At 69.0% G+C, this 14954-nt stretch carries 20 protein-coding genes; 10 read left to right on the top strand and 10 right to left on the bottom strand.

Annotation, left to right across the window (positions count from 1 at the left end):
• Window positions 1–222: 222 nt before the first annotated feature.
• Window positions 223–1770, top strand: coding sequence for a helix-turn-helix transcriptional regulator (locus GZ67_RS0115865; RefSeq protein ID WP_029262687.1), 1548 nt, complete (start codon window positions 223–225; stop codon window positions 1768–1770).
• 70 nt (window positions 1771–1840) lie between these two features.
• Here the strand turns inward: GZ67_RS0115865 and GZ67_RS0115860 are convergent, their stop codons facing one another.
• Window positions 1841–2401 (bottom strand): HdeD family acid-resistance protein, encoded by a 561-nt coding sequence (locus GZ67_RS0115860; protein WP_029262686.1) that lies wholly within the window; start codon window positions 2399–2401, stop codon window positions 1841–1843.
• A gap of 38 nt (window positions 2402–2439) precedes the next feature.
• Entirely contained in the window at window positions 2440–3531 is a 1092-nt protein-coding gene (locus GZ67_RS0115855; RefSeq protein ID WP_081860026.1) for a linear amide C-N hydrolase, read from the bottom strand.
• A gap of 249 nt (window positions 3532–3780) precedes the next feature.
• Between GZ67_RS0115855 and GZ67_RS0115850 the strand changes: the two genes are divergently transcribed.
• From GZ67_RS0115850 to GZ67_RS0115840, 3 genes are read left to right on the top strand one after another with little or no spacing between them, the layout of a single operon-like run.
• On the top strand, window positions 3781–4218 hold the full coding sequence (locus GZ67_RS0115850; protein WP_029262684.1) for a hypothetical protein: 438 nt from the start codon (window positions 3781–3783) through the stop codon (window positions 4216–4218).
• Window positions 4211–4546: a transcriptional regulator gene (locus GZ67_RS0115845; protein ID WP_136025726.1), complete on the top strand. Its 336-nt coding sequence runs from the start codon at window positions 4211–4213 to the stop codon at window positions 4544–4546. The genes GZ67_RS0115850 and GZ67_RS0115845 overlap by 8 nt, the downstream gene beginning before the upstream one ends.
• A complete protein-coding gene (locus tag GZ67_RS0115840; RefSeq protein WP_029262682.1) occupies window positions 4543–5595 on the top strand; it encodes a hypothetical protein in 1053 nt (350 codons plus the stop codon). The genes GZ67_RS0115845 and GZ67_RS0115840 overlap by 4 nt, the downstream gene beginning before the upstream one ends.
• Here the strand turns inward: GZ67_RS0115840 and GZ67_RS0115835 are convergent.
• The gene (locus GZ67_RS0115835) at window positions 5567–6178 is read right to left on the bottom strand and encodes a flavodoxin family protein (protein WP_029262681.1); all 612 of its coding nucleotides are present in this window, start codon (window positions 6176–6178) and stop codon (window positions 5567–5569) included. The two genes, GZ67_RS0115840 and GZ67_RS0115835, sit on opposite strands and share 29 nt — an antisense overlap.
• A gap of 66 nt (window positions 6179–6244) precedes the next feature.
• Here GZ67_RS0115835 and GZ67_RS0115830 point away from each other — a divergent pair, with 66 nt between their 5' ends.
• Complete coding sequence (locus GZ67_RS0115830) at window positions 6245–6472, top strand: hypothetical protein (RefSeq protein ID WP_231481831.1); 228 nt, start codon at window positions 6245–6247, stop codon at window positions 6470–6472.
• Between the two features lie 41 nt (window positions 6473–6513).
• On the opposite strand, the gene GZ67_RS0115825 is transcribed toward GZ67_RS0115830, so the two are convergent.
• Genes GZ67_RS0115825 through GZ67_RS0115815 form a run of 3 tightly spaced genes read right to left on the bottom strand, consistent with a single transcriptional unit; the run spans window position 6514 to window position 7934 of the window.
• Entirely contained in the window at window positions 6514–7116 is a 603-nt protein-coding gene (locus GZ67_RS0115825) for a GNAT family N-acetyltransferase (RefSeq protein ID WP_029262679.1), read from the bottom strand.
• Between the two features lie 8 nt (window positions 7117–7124).
• Window positions 7125–7517 (bottom strand): ImmA/IrrE family metallo-endopeptidase, encoded by a 393-nt coding sequence (locus tag GZ67_RS0115820; protein ID WP_029262678.1) that lies wholly within the window; start codon window positions 7515–7517, stop codon window positions 7125–7127.
• A 42-nt stretch (window positions 7518–7559) separates the two neighbouring features.
• On the bottom strand, window positions 7560–7934 hold the full coding sequence (locus tag GZ67_RS0115815) for a helix-turn-helix domain-containing protein (RefSeq protein WP_231481830.1): 375 nt from the start codon (window positions 7932–7934) through the stop codon (window positions 7560–7562).
• Window positions 7935–8028: 94 nt separating this feature from the next.
• Here GZ67_RS0115815 and GZ67_RS0115810 point away from each other — a divergent pair, with 94 nt between their 5' ends.
• From GZ67_RS0115810 to GZ67_RS0115800, 3 genes are read left to right on the top strand one after another with little or no spacing between them, the layout of a single operon-like run.
• The gene (locus GZ67_RS0115810) at window positions 8029–8259 is read left to right on the top strand and encodes a helix-turn-helix domain-containing protein (protein WP_231481829.1); all 231 of its coding nucleotides are present in this window, start codon (window positions 8029–8031) and stop codon (window positions 8257–8259) included.
• Between the two features lie 29 nt (window positions 8260–8288).
• Window positions 8289–9218 (top strand): aldo/keto reductase, encoded by a 930-nt coding sequence (locus tag GZ67_RS0115805; protein WP_029262675.1) that lies wholly within the window; start codon window positions 8289–8291, stop codon window positions 9216–9218.
• A gap of 50 nt (window positions 9219–9268) precedes the next feature.
• On the top strand, window positions 9269–9661 hold the full coding sequence (locus GZ67_RS0115800; protein WP_029262674.1) for a PLD nuclease N-terminal domain-containing protein: 393 nt from the start codon (window positions 9269–9271) through the stop codon (window positions 9659–9661).
• Here GZ67_RS0115800 and GZ67_RS0115795 read toward each other — a convergent pair.
• From GZ67_RS0115795 to GZ67_RS0115785, 3 genes are read right to left on the bottom strand one after another with little or no spacing between them, the layout of a single operon-like run.
• Window positions 9658–10629: an epimerase gene (locus GZ67_RS0115795; RefSeq protein WP_029262673.1), complete on the bottom strand. Its 972-nt coding sequence runs from the start codon at window positions 10627–10629 to the stop codon at window positions 9658–9660. The genes GZ67_RS0115800 and GZ67_RS0115795 overlap by 4 nt on opposite strands.
• Window positions 10626–11279, bottom strand: a complete 654-nt coding sequence (locus GZ67_RS0115790) for a DUF4166 domain-containing protein (RefSeq protein ID WP_029262672.1) — start codon at window positions 11277–11279, stop codon at window positions 10626–10628. Before GZ67_RS0115790 ends, GZ67_RS0115795 begins: the two co-directional genes overlap by 4 nt.
• A 9-nt stretch (window positions 11280–11288) precedes the next feature.
• Complete coding sequence (locus GZ67_RS0115785; protein ID WP_029262671.1) at window positions 11289–11906, bottom strand: TetR/AcrR family transcriptional regulator; 618 nt, start codon at window positions 11904–11906, stop codon at window positions 11289–11291.
• Between the two features lie 108 nt (window positions 11907–12014).
• On the opposite strand from GZ67_RS0115785, the gene GZ67_RS0115780 reads away from it, so the two are divergent.
• Window positions 12015–12821: a sugar phosphate isomerase/epimerase family protein gene (locus tag GZ67_RS0115780; RefSeq protein WP_029262670.1), complete on the top strand. Its 807-nt coding sequence runs from the start codon at window positions 12015–12017 to the stop codon at window positions 12819–12821.
• A complete protein-coding gene (locus GZ67_RS0115775) occupies window positions 12821–13951 on the top strand; it encodes a Gfo/Idh/MocA family protein (protein ID WP_029262669.1) in 1131 nt (376 codons plus the stop codon). Before GZ67_RS0115780 ends, GZ67_RS0115775 begins: the two co-directional genes overlap by 1 nt.
• A gap of 31 nt (window positions 13952–13982) precedes the next feature.
• Here GZ67_RS0115775 and GZ67_RS0115770 read toward each other — a convergent pair.
• Window positions 13983–14954, bottom strand: a 972-nt coding sequence (locus GZ67_RS0115770) for an ROK family protein (protein ID WP_036330432.1), incomplete at its 5' end; no start/stop codon positions are given.

Here is a 14954-nt window from a genome sequence, read left to right as displayed (position 1 = left end):
CCGCCAATATATTAGGAAGGAGTCAGCGAGGAACCGAGGGGGTTGGTTTCTCGTCTTACAGGACCGGCGCTTCCCCAGAGCGTCGGCAGAGCAGGGGGTAACGATGCTTCGAGCGACCGCTTTTAACGACAAGTGCACGACTGTCCTTCGTCGGGAACTCCTCCGTCCCGTCGTGGTGCGAACACCTCGAACCGCTCCGGAAAGAGCCTGGGTGGGGCCCGCATGAACCTCACCGACACGGACCGCGCCCGCGATGAGCTCGCGAAGGCAGTGCGTGCCGGACATCCAGAAACCATCGCCCGCACCGTCGTCTCCAACGTATGGCCGCTCTACACGACGCATCCCGACGCGTTGACGGCAGCGGTCGTCGAGCTGCCGAGCAGTCTGCTCGACCGGCATCCCATTCTTCGAGTGATCCATCCGATGACGGCCGTGCTCGCCCGCAGGGCTCGGGCCTATCAGCCGGTCCCGCACGCCCAGGATGCGCGCCTGATGAGCGCCGATGAGCTCGACTTCCTCACTCTTGCCCAAATGCTCTCGTTCCGCGTCAACGGCGACGTCACGGCCGCCATGGTCTACGCGCGGCGGCTCGAGGATCGCCTTCTCGAGACGGCAGCCGAGGGTCGGGAACGCATCGACGGGCCCCTGTGGTTCCTCCATCATCAGATCGGGACCACGATGCTCGCCGCCGGCGACTCGGGGCGGGCGCTGTTGGAGTTCGCGACGGCTCGTCAGCTGGGCAAGTTCTCCGGGCAGGAGTACGCCGAACGTATGGCTCTCGCCCGAACCGCACTCGCACACGCGATCCGCGGCACTCTGAGCGAGGCGGAACGCGCGCTCGCCGAGGCGGAGGAGATGCCGGAGGTGACCGCCCTCCATGCGAGCGCGACGATGTCGTCCGAGCTCATCGCCAGGGCGCTCATTGCTGTGGACCGCCGGTCGGGTGACGTCGACGAGTTGCTGTCGGGAGCGTGCCCGGTCGACAGCATCGAACTCAACTGGCCGTTCGCTCTGCTGGCCCGTTGCCGCGCCTATCTCTCGCGGCATCGGCCGGAGGATGCGCTCGAGGCGATCCGACTGGCTTCGGACGGGCATCCGACTCAGCGGGGCTCGTTGGCCGCCGACGTCGTCGCCTCCTCGACCATCGAGGCGCTCATCGCCACGGGTGACTCCGCGTATGCCTGGACGGTCGTCAAGGAAAACCCCAAGGTCGGCGTGCTCACCCTGCTGGCGACCGCCCATCTCGCGCTCCACGACGGGCGGCTGGACACGGCGGCACACGAGCTTCGCGCGCTGGCATCGGACCAGACGCTCGGACCTGCGCAGCGCGCCGAAGCCGTGCTGCTCTCCGGGTGGCTCGAGCTCGCGCGAACGGGCGAGATCGATGCGGAGACCGCACGCCAGATCTCGAGGATCTCCCAGCGCGCCGACCGCCGACGCCTGCTGGAAGTGATGCCGCGACAGCTCGTGGATCGCATCAAGGAAGTGCTGGATGCGGAAGCCGCCGAGGAGTGGGTCGTGGTGACGGAGGGCATCGTGTTCCGGGATCTCCAAGCGCGACCGTCGCTCACCTCGGGCGAACTCCGTATCCTCAACGCGCTGCCGGCACAGCGGTCGACGGCGAACATGGCATCGAGCTTCCACGTGTCGCCGAACACCGTGAAGTCGCAGCTGCGCTCGATCTACCGCAAGCTGGGGTGCTCGACTCGAGAAGAGGCGATTCGCATCGCGACGCGCATGCGTCTGCTCGCTGCCTCCATGAGCGACTGATCGCCTTCGCCGCATCGACCACGGACGGTCGCGCTGGCCACGTTCGGGCAGCCGGCGCGACCGTCCGTGATCAACGCTGCATGCGACCGAACGTGATCGCTCGCACGATGTTCACCACGCCGAGGACGATGAGCGAGATACCCATCAGCATCCACAGCACCATGGCGCCCCACAGTGGTGCGAACAGCAGCACCGCTCCAGCCACGATCGAGAAGATCGCGAAGACGATCGACCAGACCCTGGAGCCGGTTCCGGAGAGGGTGCTCAGAGCGACGATGCCCTCGACGATCCACAGGATGCCGACGAGCACGCCGAGGAAGGCTCCCAGCCAGACCGCGGTCTGACCGAGGCTCGTGAACGCGATCACCCCGGCGACGATGAAGATCAGGCCGAGCAGCACGTGGCCGACGCGCGCCCATCCGCCCTTCGTCCTGCTCAGCCCGCCGATGGCCGCGTAGATGACACCGGCGACGATCGCGTAGGCGGCGACGAGAGCGGTGACGGCCATCGCGGTCTTGCCCGGCCAGACGAGGATCACCACCCCGACGACGAGGGCGAGCGATCCCCCCACGCCGATGGCGATGCGGATGCCGTCGAAGGCGGTCTTCGTGGACGTGGGTGCAGCGTGCATAGGCGTTTCCTCGAAAGTCGATCGGGCGGTGCCGGGCGTTATGCGGCGTGGGGCTTCTTCTCGCCGACCAGGCTCTGAACGGCCTTCGTGATCGCGGCGAACTCGTCCTGCTTGCGCGCCACGAACTCGAGTGCTTCGGTCCCGGTGGCCAGCACCTGCTGGCCGAGCTCTCCGACATCCGCGAAATGGTGGCTGGCGTTGCCGACCAGGCCGCCCTCCAAAGCCAGTCGCCCCACCAGGTCGAGCTTGAGGATTTTGGTGCCCTCGTTGAAGCTCATGTCGGCGAAATCGACCCAGACGATGTTCGGTCGGGTCGTCGATTCGAAGGCGTAGCGCATGTTGGTGAGGTCGAGCACCACCTGCCAGATGGTCTGCGACGCGTCGGGTTTGCCCTCCTCCGGCGTTCGGAACGGCTGTGCAGCGTTGCGGATGATGCTGAACATCGCCGAGATCGCCTCGATCTGAGTCTTCGGCTGTTTCTGGTGCGCCACGTAGAAGGAGGCGCGCGCGAAGCGATCACTGGCCAAGGTCGACCCGGGAAGCGGCTTGTCACCGCCGAGGCCTTCGACCTCCTTCACGAGGTCGAGCTGCTTGTCGAACGTCGGGGAGTTGGTCATCACCTGGTGCTCGCGGCTGTGGTAGACCTTCGGCTTACCGTCGGTGTACTCGATGATCGCCGAGTCGCCGGTCGCGTCGTTGATCGCCAGGTGCAGCGTGGGAACGAGGTGCCCCGTCGGGTCGAAGAGCTGAGCGATCTGCACCTGCGACTCGTTCGTCCACGCGACGGCCTCGGCGACCGTGGCAAAGTTGTCGAGATAGTACTGCAGCCACACCGCCTGGCTCAGCTGAGTCGCATCCGCTGCGGGTCTGCCATAGTCGGATTCGGCAAGCCACAGGATGTGACCCGCGAAGCCCTTCTCGTTCATGCCGTCGCACGCGATGAGGTCGAACGCCGTCGCGATGATGCTTCCGTACTTGGCCTTCCAGGTAAGCGTGCCATGGACACCGTCGGAGCGCTCGATGCCGCGGGGGAGCTTCCAGAGGTTGGAGAGCAGGTCCATATGGAAGTCCATGTTTCGGCCAACGATGACTGCACCATTGGCATCGGGCCAGACAACTCGTGTGCACATGAGCGCCGCACGTCCTCTCGTCGATGATTCGCCCGCGGCCGGAGGAGTCACGGGCTCTCAGGTGATTATTGGTCGCGCTCGCCCGTGCGGACGTGGCGACGACGCGAAATCACCCGCAACGCTCACCCGGGTGCCACCCGCACCTTCACCCGCTCCCAACCCGCTTCGTACCGAATCGCTCCGCAGTGGTTGCCCGTGAGGAAACTACGTGTTAGTTTCTTCTCAGGAAACGAAATTCGAGGGGGAAACATGGACAGCGACGAAGCAGCGGCCCGCCTCGCGGCCGTGAAGCAGACGAAGAGCGTGTCGGTGCGGAACGGGGCGTGGGTCGCCTCCCTCGTGGCGTCGGCGGGAGCGCTGGCGATCGGGTTGATGATCGACATGGACATGATCTACCTCTCGGCACTCGTCGTGCTGGGGATCGTCGGGCTCTTCTCGATGCTGTCGATCCGGCTGCGGCTGACCTGGTCCGACCGTGCCGGCACCTGGCTGGTATGGGGCGGTGCCCTGCTGGCGCTCGCCGCATTCGCCGCCGTGCAGTTCCCCGTGCGCGCGGCGGGATGGATCCTCCCCAACACGATCGGAGCGCTCGCCGCCGTCGTCGTGATCCTCCTCGTCTGCCGACCGGGTCTGCAGCGCCTCGCGAGCGTTCCGGCCGCGGCGGCATCCGGGAAGCGAGATGAGTGACGCGCAGGGAGGGGATGCGGTGACACCGCGCCTCGATCCGCTGCTGCATGAGCCGGTGCGTTTGAGTGTGCTCTCCGCCCTGGCTCCCGCGGACTACATCGAGTTCTCGACGCTGCTCCGCCTGGTCGGGGTGAGCAAGTCGGCACTGTCGAAGCACGTGTCCGCTCTGACGGATGCGGGAGTCGTCGTCGTGACGAACAGCCCCACCGATCAGCGCGCGCGTCGCATCGCCCTGACCGAGGCGGGGCGGGAGTCCTTCGACGCCTATCTCCGCCGGCTCGAGGAGATCGTCCGCGCGGCACGCGGGCAGACGGGCGGATCCCGATGACGGAGAACACGACCGCCGACGACCCGCGCGTGCGTACGACCGTGACCCGGAAGCTGGTGCGCAACCCGCTCCTCTGGGGCGCGGTGCTGCTGTTCGCCGCCATCGGCTTCACGCTCGCCGGCGACGATCTGAGCTTCTTCCCCTTCCTGCTCATGCTGGTCGGCGGCTGGTGCTTCGGCTTCGCGTTCGTGAATGCGACGTTCGACATGGTGCCCGCGCGCAACGGCGCGATCCTCCACGTGATCGTGGCCGTGCTCCTGGGCGTGATCGTCGCCTCGGTGATCGAGCTCGGGGGAGACCTACTCGACCCGTTCCCCGCTGCCGTTCGCGGTGTCGCCGTGGTGATGCAGATGGCGGCGATCCCCGCGGTCGGATGGATCTGGCTCGGGCTGCTCAGCCGCGTCACCGATCTGCTCGGGCGCCGGGATGCGAAGAAGCGCCCGCTGCCCGTGGCCCCGGAGTGGGAACGCGAGGAGAGCGGCGACGGTTCGGTCGTGCGGTTCCCCGGCATCGAGCTCCGGATGCGCAGCCTCACGCAGGCGATCGTGGCGATCGTCGTGGTCTTCGGGCTCCTCGGTGTCGTCGCGCTGATCGCGCTCGACGACATCGCGATGCGGATGGGCCCGCGCCTCGCCATCCTCCTCCTCGGGATCGTGGTCGGACTCCCCGTATACCTGGCCTTCACCGCGATCCTGCGTCGCCGCACGCAGCAGTGCGCGGTCGCCTTCGGCAACGACGAACTCCGGATCCGCGTGGGGGAGGCCCGTTACTCGATCCCGTTCCGGGACCTCGAGCTCCTCCGTTGGCGGACCCGCAGCGACTACGCACGCTTCGAAGTGCGCGGCGGGTCCGGTGTCGACCTCTCGGTGGTCACCGGGATCGCGAAGCCGCCGCGAGGGTTCTCCGCCGAGCTGCCGCCGCTGCCGAAGCGGGTGTACCGACGCCTCGAGCTCGCCGGTATGACGCTCGAGAAGTCGCGCCGGGACGAGGTCATCACTTTCCTCACGACGCAGCCCGATGTCAGCTCGCCGGGTACTCCTGCGCCTTGAGCAGCCGGGCCAGGTGCGCGGCGTTCCGCGCGGCCGTCCCGATCGCCGAGGCGACCTTCTCCGGCGTCTCGTCGAGGTCCTGATAGTCGGTGGTGTGCATCGCCTCACCGTTCCAATAGACCGAGGCCTGAGCGGGGATCGTGAAGCCGACGTCTCCGAGAGCCTGGAAGACGATCGCCGCGATGTGGTGGGCTCCGTCCTCGTTGCCGACGATGCCCGCGAGCGCGACCTTGTCGAAGAGGGTGGGCCGTCCTCTCGCGTCGGTCTCGCTGAGCTCCGCGTCGAGGCGTTCGAGCACGCGCTGGGCGACGCTCGAGTGCTGACCGAGCCACGTCGGCGTCACGAACACGAGGATGTCGGCGTCGAGGATGCGTCGTCGCACGCTTGGCCACTCGTCGCCGTCGCCCATGTCCTTCTGCACTCCGGGACTGATGGACAGGTCGACAGCGCGGACGAGACTTCCCGTGACGCCGTGGCCGGCGAGAGCGTCGAGCAGCTGCGTCGCGAGGAGATCGGAACTGGAGGAGGCGGGCGACGGCTTCAGCGTGCAGGAGACGGCGACCGCGGTCAATGGTGTCTTCATGCTCCCAGCAGAGCAGGCGACCAAGTGCGTGCACAGGGGGTTTCCGCGCCGGGGCTATCCTGGTAGATGGCACCGACGACAGGAGATCCCGTGATCCTCAGCTTCCTCTTCTTCATGATCCTCTTCATCGGAGGCATCTGGACGATGGGCATCTCGTTCGGGCTGCCCGACTTCCAGGCGCTCGCGTTCTGCGGCGGCCTCCTCCTCGTCACGCTGGCGATGGCGTTCATGCTCCGCCAGGGAGGGTCGGCCACCCGCCGGTCGAACAACTGGTCGGGCAACGCCACCGAGTGACGCATCGCGGACGGCAATGCCGTCCGCTCAACGCGGTCCGCTCAACGTCGTTTGGCGAGCCTCGCCTCGAGGTTGGCCTGCACCGCGGGCCACTCCGGCTCGATGATCGAGAACTCCACGCTGTCGCGCAGCGCGCCGTTGCGGTAGCGGCTCATGGCCCGCATCACGCCGTCCTGCTTGGCTCCGAGCCGCTCGATAGCTGTGCGGGACTGGAAGTTGACCCACTGCGTGGTCAGGCCGACGCGGAACACCCCGAGCGTCTCGAAGGCGTGCCGGAGCAGGAGGAGCTTGGACTCGGCGTTCGTACCCGTGCCGTGGGCGGACGGACGGTTCCAGGTGTAGCCGATGTGCAGACGCGGGACGTCGGCGACGATGTCGTAGTACGAGGTGAGTCCGAGGATGCGTCCGTCGGCGCCGAAAGCGGTGAACGGCACCATCTCGCCCTTCTCGATGAGCGAGAGGCGTCGGTCGACTTCTGCGCCCACGCCGTCGGGGGCCGGAACCGAGGTGTACCAGGCCGTCTTCCACAGGTCGCCCTCCTGCACGGCGTCGATGAGACCGTCGACGTGCGAGCGCTCGAGCGGACGGAGTTCGACGAGTTCGCCGGTGAGGGTGACGGGGGCGGGAGCGACGAGGAAGGCCATGACGGTATTCAACCAGCGACCGGGACGGCACCCTGACGCAGGAGCTGCTGGTAGGCGGTGACCAGCTCGATGGTGACCCCGAGCTCGAAGGCCAGACTGGCCAGGTGCGGCCCGCGGAGCTGTTCTGCCTCGGCATAGGCGCGCGGGGTGATCAGCCGACAGGCCGCCCACTCGTCGGCCTGGCGCTCCTGCTGCGCACGGATCACGGGCACGCGCGCCGGAGTGTGCCCGAACTGCGCATGCCCGAGCTCGTGGGCGAGCACACTGCGTGTGGTGCGCGCGCTCATACCGGGATTGAGTCGGATCGTGCGGGTCAGGGGATCGAAGCCGCCGCGCGTGCGGCCGGGACCCTCGACGATGCGCAGTCGCTGTTCCTCGGCGAGGTGCAGAAGGTCGTCCATCGCTCTCCTCCTCGCCGTGCCGGGGCGGCAGTGTGTGCGCCGCTAGTCGTAGAGGTCGTCCGTATCCGAGTCGTGCGACGTGCGGGATTCGAAGGCGACCTCGCGGGTATCTTCTCGCGGACCGGCGACATCGGGGGTGGGGCGGATCGGGGTGATGCGCGCGCTCGTCTCCCCGTCTGCTCTGAGGCGTTCCTCTGCGCGAGCGAAGAGCACGTGGGGCTCGAGGCCGAGAGCGTCGCAGACCGAGTAGACGACCGGGACCGGGATGGCACGCTTGCCGGTGACGTAGTTGTCGAGGGCGCTGCGCGCGATACCGATGGTGCGCGCCATCGCCGCGATGCTGCTCCTGGACGCGGCGATCTCGCCGCGGATCTGGCGCCCCACGGCGTTGTTGAATTCCTCGGCCGGTGTCTTCACCCGGCTCACGATAGCAGCGCACCGACTCCAGAATGCCGCCATTATGGTGCAATCGACAGGTCTGCGTGTCCGTGCGGGGTACTAGCGTAGGCGTATGGGGACAGAATTGCGTCAGATGTTGGCATCCACCGTGAACGGCGCGCGAATGCACGCCGGGCTGTCGTTCTCTCGACTGTCCGAGCTCTCGGGCATCACGCCGGACGCGCTCTCGGAGCTGCTGGAAGGGCTGACCGACTTCACGGTCGTCGACCTCGCCGGTATCGCCGCGGCGCTCGACATCCCGATCACGAGACTCCTCCCGGCGTCGACCGCCGACGACGGCTGACGTCGGCGGCGCACAGTAGCGTGGTGCGCATGAAGACCGTGCCGTTCGGATCGTCCACCGCCCCCGCCGTCATCGCCGGCATGATGCGTATCAACGACAAAGACGAGGCGCACATCCGGGCGCTCTACGCCACCGCGCGGGAGTCCGGCATCGACTTCTTTGACCACGCCGACATCTACGGCGGGAGCATGCACCACTGCGAAGCGCGCTTCGCCGGTGCCCTGCAGCTCAGCGCCTCCGAGCGCGACGAGATCGTGCTGCAGACCAAGTGCGGGATCGTGCCGGCGCAGGGGACGTTCGACTTCTCGTACGAGCACATCGTGGCCCAGGTCGAAGGGTCGCTCGCTGCCCTGCAGACCGACCGCCTCGACGTGCTGCTGCTCCACCGCCCCGACACGCTCGTCGAGCCCGAGGAGGTCGCCCGTGCGTTCGACGATCTGGAGGCCGCGGGCAAGGTCCGGGCCTTCGGTGTCTCGAACCACACACCGCGGCAGATCGACCTTCTCCGCACGGCCGTACGGCAGCCGCTGGTCGCCAATCAGCTGCAGCTGTCGATCACCCATGCGCCGATCCTCGCCCAGCCGGTCGCGGCGAACATCGCCGGCCACGAGCAGAGCGTCGTGCGCGACGGCGGCGGCATCGTGGAGTACTGCCGCATCAACGGCATCACGATCCAGGCCTGGTCGCCGTTCCAGGACGGCCGCGGTCACGGCGTGTTCCTCGGCAACCCCGAGTACCCCGAGCTGAACGCGGTGATCGATCGCCTCGCGGCGTCGTACGGCGTGACTCCGCTCGCCATCGCGACCGCCTGGATCACCCGTCACCCCGCCGGCATGCAGGTGGTCCTCGGCACGACCACACCCCAGCGCGTGCGCGAGGCCGCGATGGGCGCCGACCTCGAGCTGACCCGGCCCGAGTGGTACGAGCTGTTCCGCGCCGCCGGACACCTGCTGCCGTAGAAGCGGTTCGGGTCGGCGCGGTCCGTCACGCCGTCGTCTACCCTGAACTCATGCCGTTCCTGTTCTCGCTCCTCGTCATCGCCCTGATGATCGGTGCACTGATCGACATCATCACCCGCGACAACGCCCTGGTGAAGCATTTGCCGAAGATGGTGTGGATCATCATCGTGATCCTGTTGCCGTTCGTCGGCAGCGTGCTGTGGTTCGCCATCGGACGCGAGTACGGCGAGGCCGGCGTCTCCATCCCTCGCGTGCGTCGAGCCGAGCGGCCGACCGCCACCCGCGCCGACGTGCGCCCCTCGCCGCCGGCGGACACGCGCACGACCGAGCAGCAGATCGCCGACCTCGACCGCGAGATCGAGGAATGGCGGCTCCGCGAGGAGCTCGAGAAGCGCCGCCGCGACGGGGACGCAGCCTCCGGATCCGCCGGCGCCGCCTCCTAGGCCGAGACCCCTCCGCGGTCGAAGGACTCGCGGATCGCCTCTTCCAACTGCGGGTGGCGGAACTCGAAGCCCGCGGCGGTGAGCTTCTCCGGCAGCACCCACCGGCTCTTCAGGACGAGTTCGGTCTCGGTGCGGATGCCGATGGCGCCGAGCTCGAGTATCCAGCGGGGCAGCGGCGGGCCGATGCGAGCACCCAGCACCCGCCTGATCGTCGCCATGAACTCGACGTTGTCGACCGGATTCGGGGATGCGACGTTGACGGGACCCTCGAGTGACGGCGTCTGCTCGATGAAGTCGATGATGCGCGCGACGTCGTCGATGTGCACCCAGCTGAACCGCTGACTCCCGCGGCGCGCGCGGAAGTGGTGAACGGTCCCGGCCCGGCGTCGCGCGGCGGTCGCGGGCCACCGGCCGTCGTACTGCGGACCGCCGAGCCCGAGCCGGACGAGGTTCTTCAGGGGCCCGAGCACGCCGCCGTGGCCGAGCACGATGGCGCTGCGGAGGGCGACGCGGCGAGTGGCGGGCAGCTCTTCGGCGAACAACGCCTTCTCCCAGGCCTTCGCGACCTCGACCGAGAAGCCGGTGCCGAGCTCGCCCGTGGATTCGGTCATCGGACGGTCTTCGGCGTGCCGGTAGATCGTGGCCGTCGAGGAGTTCACCCACAGGGCGGGAGGCGCAGACGCGCGGGCGATCGCCGTGCTCAGCGAGGTGGTGGTGTCGAGCCGGGACCGGAAGATCTCGGCGCGGTTCTCCGGCGTGTACCGGCAGTTGACGCTCTTGCCCGCGAGGCCGATGACCAGGGAGGCGCCGTCGACCGCGCGGTCGATCTCGACCTGATCGCCCCAGCGGATGTCGGCGCCGGAGCGCGAGATCGTGACGACCTCGCGGCCCTCGGCGCGGAGTCGGGAGACGAGGTGGCTCCCCATGAAGCCCGTGGACCCGCCGATGACGACCCGGCCTGTGCTCATGCGGACTGCTCCTTCTCTGCGGTGCGGGGGACCTCGGCGATGTGCGGGACGCGGTACTCGAAGTCGCCCCGGTATTCGTACACGCGGCCGAGGAGAGGCGCGTCGATCGTGAGTGCCACCTGCTGCCGGTCGATGGCGTCGTCGAAGCGCTCCGTGAGGCGGACGACCGGTGCGATCAGGCGGGGGACGCGGATTCGGAGCCGTCCGAGTCGCACCCCGACAGCCCGACTCTTGAGGTGCAGTCCGCCGTCGCGCACGTCGACGTCGAAGCAGGCCGCGATGAGTCCGGGTTCGCCGAGTTCGTCGAGCACGCGACCGTGCCGGGTGAGCGCGACCGCATCGCGCATGACCCACGGGCCGCGGGTGAAGCGGAACGTGCGCTCGCCGATGGCCCTCGATGCGATCGTGCGGTTCTCGACGCGGAAGGGCACGTCGCGCTCCCAGACGGCGGCGACGACCCCGCGACGTTCGAGGACGCGGAGCACGGGCCACAGCCACCGCCGCGGCGTGCCGACGACGTGGAACACGCCCTCGCCGATGCCGACGGCGCCGTCGGGGACCGCCGAGAAGTAGGCGCGCAGGCGAGGGTGCAGCTCGTCGATGCGTTCGCCGAGCGCCCGGGCGTAGGGGGAGTCCGGCACGGGCGTCACGCTTCGAGCCTAGACGGGCGGGCGCAGCAGCCGGTCGAGCAGCGCGAGCGCCTCGTGCTGCGGGGCCGTCTCGTCGAGCAGCCACTGCGTCTGAAGGCCGTCCGACGCCGCGACGACGAGAGCCGCGACGGCGTCCGCGTCGACGTCCTTCCGGATCTGCCCGCCTTCCTGCTGTCGCCGCACGGTCTCGGCGAGCCGTTCGCGCAGACGTGTGAAACGACCGGTGGCGAACGTGCGCGCCGCCGGGTGGCCCTCCTCGAGTGCCGACGCGACAAGGGTCGAATACAGCTGCACGAGGCCGGGGATCGCGCGGTTGAAGCGTGCCGACTCGATCATCATCTCGACCGGCGTCGCATCCGCCGACGGGGGATCGGGCTGCCGCCCCGGCGCGTTGCTCTCCTCGTAGACGGCGACGAGCAGCTCTTCGAGAGACCCGAAGTAGTGGGTGAGGGCGGCGTGCGTGACGCCCACTTCGCGCGCGATCGCCCGCAGGCTCGTGCGGTCGGAACCGCGTTCGGCGAAGACCTCGATGGCGCGATCGAGGATCTCCTGTCGGCGAGCGATCCCCTTGGCGTAGGTGCCCCGCGGGCGGGGCTGCTCGGCAGGCTCTGGCGTGTCGGCGGGCATGGGGGGAGTCTAGCGAATCAAAACTTCCACGTGGAGGTATTTGGTGATAGCGTGCCTGCACGGGGTAGTGACCCCCACATGTCACCGAAGACCGAAGGAGCACGACCGATGACGATTCAGACCTCCCTGCAGCTGTTCACGATCAAGGACGAGCTGGAGGCCGACCTGGAGGGCACGCTCACGGCGGTCGCCGCCCGCGGCTTCACGGCCGTCGAGCCCTACGACTTCGTCCGCCGTGCCGAGCCGCTCGCCGCCGCGCTCTCGGCCGCCGGGCTCACCGCCCCGTCCGGGCACGCCTTCCTCGCTTCGGAGTCGTTCGTGAACCCCGACGGCAGCGGCACGACCATCCCCGTCCCCACGCCCGACGTCGTCTTCGCCGCCGCCCGGGTGCTGGGGATGGACACGGTCATCGAACCGTACACCGAGCCCGCGCGCTGGGAGTCCGTCGCGCAGATCGAGGAGACGGCCCGCCTGCTGAACGCGGCCGCCGAGATCGGCGCGACCGTCGGTGTCCGCGTCGGGTATCACAACCACGCCCACGAGCTGGAGGCCGTCTTCGACGGGGTGACCGGGTTGGAGGTCCTCGCCGGGCTGCTCGACGAGCGCGTCGTGCTCGAGGTCGACCTCTATTGGGTGGCTCGCGGCGGTGTCAACCCCGTCGCGCTGCTGCAGCGCCTGGGTGACCGCGTGATCGCCGTGCACGCGAAGGACGGCACGCTCGACCCGGCGCTCGCCGGCGCCTACCCGCCCGCCGACCAGGTGGCCGCGGGTGAGGGATCCGTTCCGCTGGTCGAAGCCATCGCCGCAGCCCCGGCGCTCGAGCTCGCGATCGTCGAGTTCGACCACTACGAGGGCGACCTGTTCGACGCGATCGAGCGCAGCCGTGTCTTCCTCGACGAGAAGGTCGCCGGCTGATGGCGGGTCCCGTCGGCGTCGGCATCATCGGTGCCGGGAACATCAGCGACCAGTACCTGTCGAACCTCACCACCTTCCCGGACGTCCGTGTGATCGCGGTCGCCGACGTCATCGAGGAGCGCGCGAAGGCGCAGGCCGCGAAGTACGGCGTCCCGCGTGCCGGCGGCGTCGATGTGGTGCTCGACGATCCCGAGATCGACATCGTCGTGAACCTGACGATCCCGGCGGTGCATGTCGAGGTCTCCGAGGCGATCATCGCCGCAGGCAAGCACGTCTGGACCGAGAAGCCGATCGGCGTCAGCCGCGAGGAGTCGCGCCGGCTGCTGGAGAAGGCGGATGCCGCCGGCCTCCGCGTCGGCGTGGCCCCGGACACCGTGCTCGGGCCGGGCGTGCAGACCGCCAAGCGGGCGATCGCGCGCGGCGACATCGGGCGCCCGCTGTTCGGGCAGACCACCTTCCAGTGGCAGGGTCCGGAGATCTTCCACCCGAACCCTGCGTTCCTCTACGCCAAGGGTGCGGGGCCGCTGCTCGACATGGGCCCGTACTACGTGTCGACCCTCGTGCACGTGTTCGGACCGGTCGCCGCCGTCGCCGCCCTCGGGCTGCAGGGCGCGCCCACGCGACGGGTGCAGGTCGGCGAGCTGGCGGGCCAGGAGTTCCCGGTCGAGATCCCCTCCACGCTCAGCGTGCTGATGGACTTCGAGGAGGGCGGTCAGGCGCAGAGCCTGTACAGCACCGACTCACCCTTGCTGCGGCAGGGGATCGTCGAGATCACCGGCACCGAGGGCACGATCGTGATCCCCGACCCGAACACCTTCGGCGGTCCGATCACCATCACGCGTCCGCTCACCCGTCAGTTCGTTCCGCCGGAGCCGATGACGCAGGAGATCGTCGACATCGCGCAGGAGGGTGTGCTCTCCGGGCGCGGCGTCGGGCTGCTCGACATGGCGCGCTCGATCGCCGCCGGCCGGCCGCACGTCGCCACGGGGGAGTTCGGCTACCACGTGCTCGACACGCTCTTGTCGATCGAGGAGGCGGCCGAATCGCGGAGCTTCGTCCCGGTCGAGAGCACGCTGGATCAGGTGGGCGCGATCGCCGCCGACTTCGATCCGTTCGAAGCCACACTCTGACCGTCGCCACGCGGGGTGGCGGGGGTGCGGATCAGCGCGCCTTCGCCGCCACGTAGCGGTCGACGCTCGCGGGGGAGAGCACCTCGCGCGCGACCATGATCGCGGCCCCCAGCACGGCCGCGCGGTCGCCCGCCTGGGACTGCACGATCGCCAGATGCTGCGTCGCGAGCGGGATCGAGCGGCGGTAGACGACCTCGCGCACGCCCGCGAGCAGGTGTTCCCCGGCGCGGGCGATGCTGCCGCCCAGCACGATGATCGACGGGTTCAGGAGGTTGACGACGGTCGCGAGGACCTCGCCGACGTCACGCCCCGCTTGGCGAGTCGCCTCGATCGCGGCGGCGTTCCCGGCGCGGACCAGATCGACCACATCCGAGGGCCCGTGCACGTCGAGCCCCTCCTCGCGGAGCGCGATCGCGAGTGCGGAGCCGCTGGCGAGGGCCTCGAGGTCGCGCTCATCTCCGGGCTCGCGGGTCGACCCCGCGCCCGAGGGCACCTGCACGTGGCCCATGTCTCCCGCGGATCCCTGCGCGCCGCGCTGCAGCTGGCCGCCCGCGATGATGCCGGCGCCGATGCCGGTCGAGACCTTGACGAAGACGAGGTCTTCGACCTGCGGCCAGCTCATCGCCTGCTCGCCGAGGGCGAGGATGTTGACGTCGTTGTCGACGAGCACGGGTACGTCGAAGGTCTTCTGCACATACGCCGGAACGTCGAACCGGTCCCAGCCGGGCATGATCGGCGGATTGGTGGGTCGGCCGGTGGAGTGCTCCACGGGGCCGGGGACGCCGATGCCGACGCCGACGAGCGGGAGGCCGCCGGCGGTCGAGTCGAGCAGGTCGGCGGCGTCGGCGAGGATCGTGTCGAGCAGGCTCTCCGGTCCGTCGCCGATGTCGATCGTGCGCGTGCGGGCATCGAGGATGACGGCGGCCAGGTCGGCGACCGCGACCGTCGCGTGCGTGGCGCCGAGGTCGACCGCCAGCACGAGCCCGGCGCCCGGGTTGAAGGC

The organism is Microbacterium sp. Cr-K20 (genome assembly GCF_000708325.1).
GTDB lineage: Bacteria > Actinomycetota > Actinomycetes > Actinomycetales > Microbacteriaceae > Microbacterium.
Note: the sequence above shows the minus strand (reverse complement) of the source record. Positions and strands in the feature narration are given on the sequence as shown.

Coding starts and splice junctions, on each gene's coding strand:
- GZ67_RS0115785 (WP_029262671.1), bottom strand. CDS start 11,906: ATGCCCGCCGACACGCCAGAGCCTGCCGAGCAGCCCCGCCCGCGGGGC.
- GZ67_RS0115845 (WP_136025726.1), top strand. CDS start 4,211: ATGAGTGACGCGCAGGGAGGGGATGCGGTGACACCGCGCCTCGATCCG.
- GZ67_RS0115860 (WP_029262686.1), bottom strand. CDS start 2,401: ATGCACGCTGCACCCACGTCCACGAAGACCGCCTTCGACGGCATCCGC.
- GZ67_RS0115830 (WP_231481831.1), top strand. CDS start 6,245: ATGGCACCGACGACAGGAGATCCCGTGATCCTCAGCTTCCTCTTCTTC.
- GZ67_RS0115775 (WP_029262669.1), top strand. CDS start 12,821: ATGGCGGGTCCCGTCGGCGTCGGCATCATCGGTGCCGGGAACATCAGC.
- GZ67_RS0115865 (WP_029262687.1), top strand. CDS start 223: ATGAACCTCACCGACACGGACCGCGCCCGCGATGAGCTCGCGAAGGCA.
- GZ67_RS0115850 (WP_029262684.1), top strand. CDS start 3,781: ATGGACAGCGACGAAGCAGCGGCCCGCCTCGCGGCCGTGAAGCAGACG.
- GZ67_RS0115810 (WP_231481829.1), top strand. CDS start 8,029: ATGGGGACAGAATTGCGTCAGATGTTGGCATCCACCGTGAACGGCGCG.
- GZ67_RS0115825 (WP_029262679.1), bottom strand. CDS start 7,116: ATGGCCTTCCTCGTCGCTCCCGCCCCCGTCACCCTCACCGGCGAACTC.
- GZ67_RS0115795 (WP_029262673.1), bottom strand. CDS start 10,629: ATGAGCACAGGCCGGGTCGTCATCGGCGGGTCCACGGGCTTCATGGGG.
- GZ67_RS0115800 (WP_029262674.1), top strand. CDS start 9,269: ATGCCGTTCCTGTTCTCGCTCCTCGTCATCGCCCTGATGATCGGTGCA.
- GZ67_RS0115780 (WP_029262670.1), top strand. CDS start 12,015: ATGACGATTCAGACCTCCCTGCAGCTGTTCACGATCAAGGACGAGCTG.
- GZ67_RS0115835 (WP_029262681.1), bottom strand. CDS start 6,178: ATGAAGACACCATTGACCGCGGTCGCCGTCTCCTGCACGCTGAAGCCG.
- GZ67_RS0115855 (WP_081860026.1), bottom strand. CDS start 3,531: ATGTGCACACGAGTTGTCTGGCCCGATGCCAATGGTGCAGTCATCGTT.
- GZ67_RS0115820 (WP_029262678.1), bottom strand. CDS start 7,517: ATGGACGACCTTCTGCACCTCGCCGAGGAACAGCGACTGCGCATCGTC.
- GZ67_RS0115840 (WP_029262682.1), top strand. CDS start 4,543: ATGACGGAGAACACGACCGCCGACGACCCGCGCGTGCGTACGACCGTG.
- GZ67_RS0115805 (WP_029262675.1), top strand. CDS start 8,289: ATGAAGACCGTGCCGTTCGGATCGTCCACCGCCCCCGCCGTCATCGCC.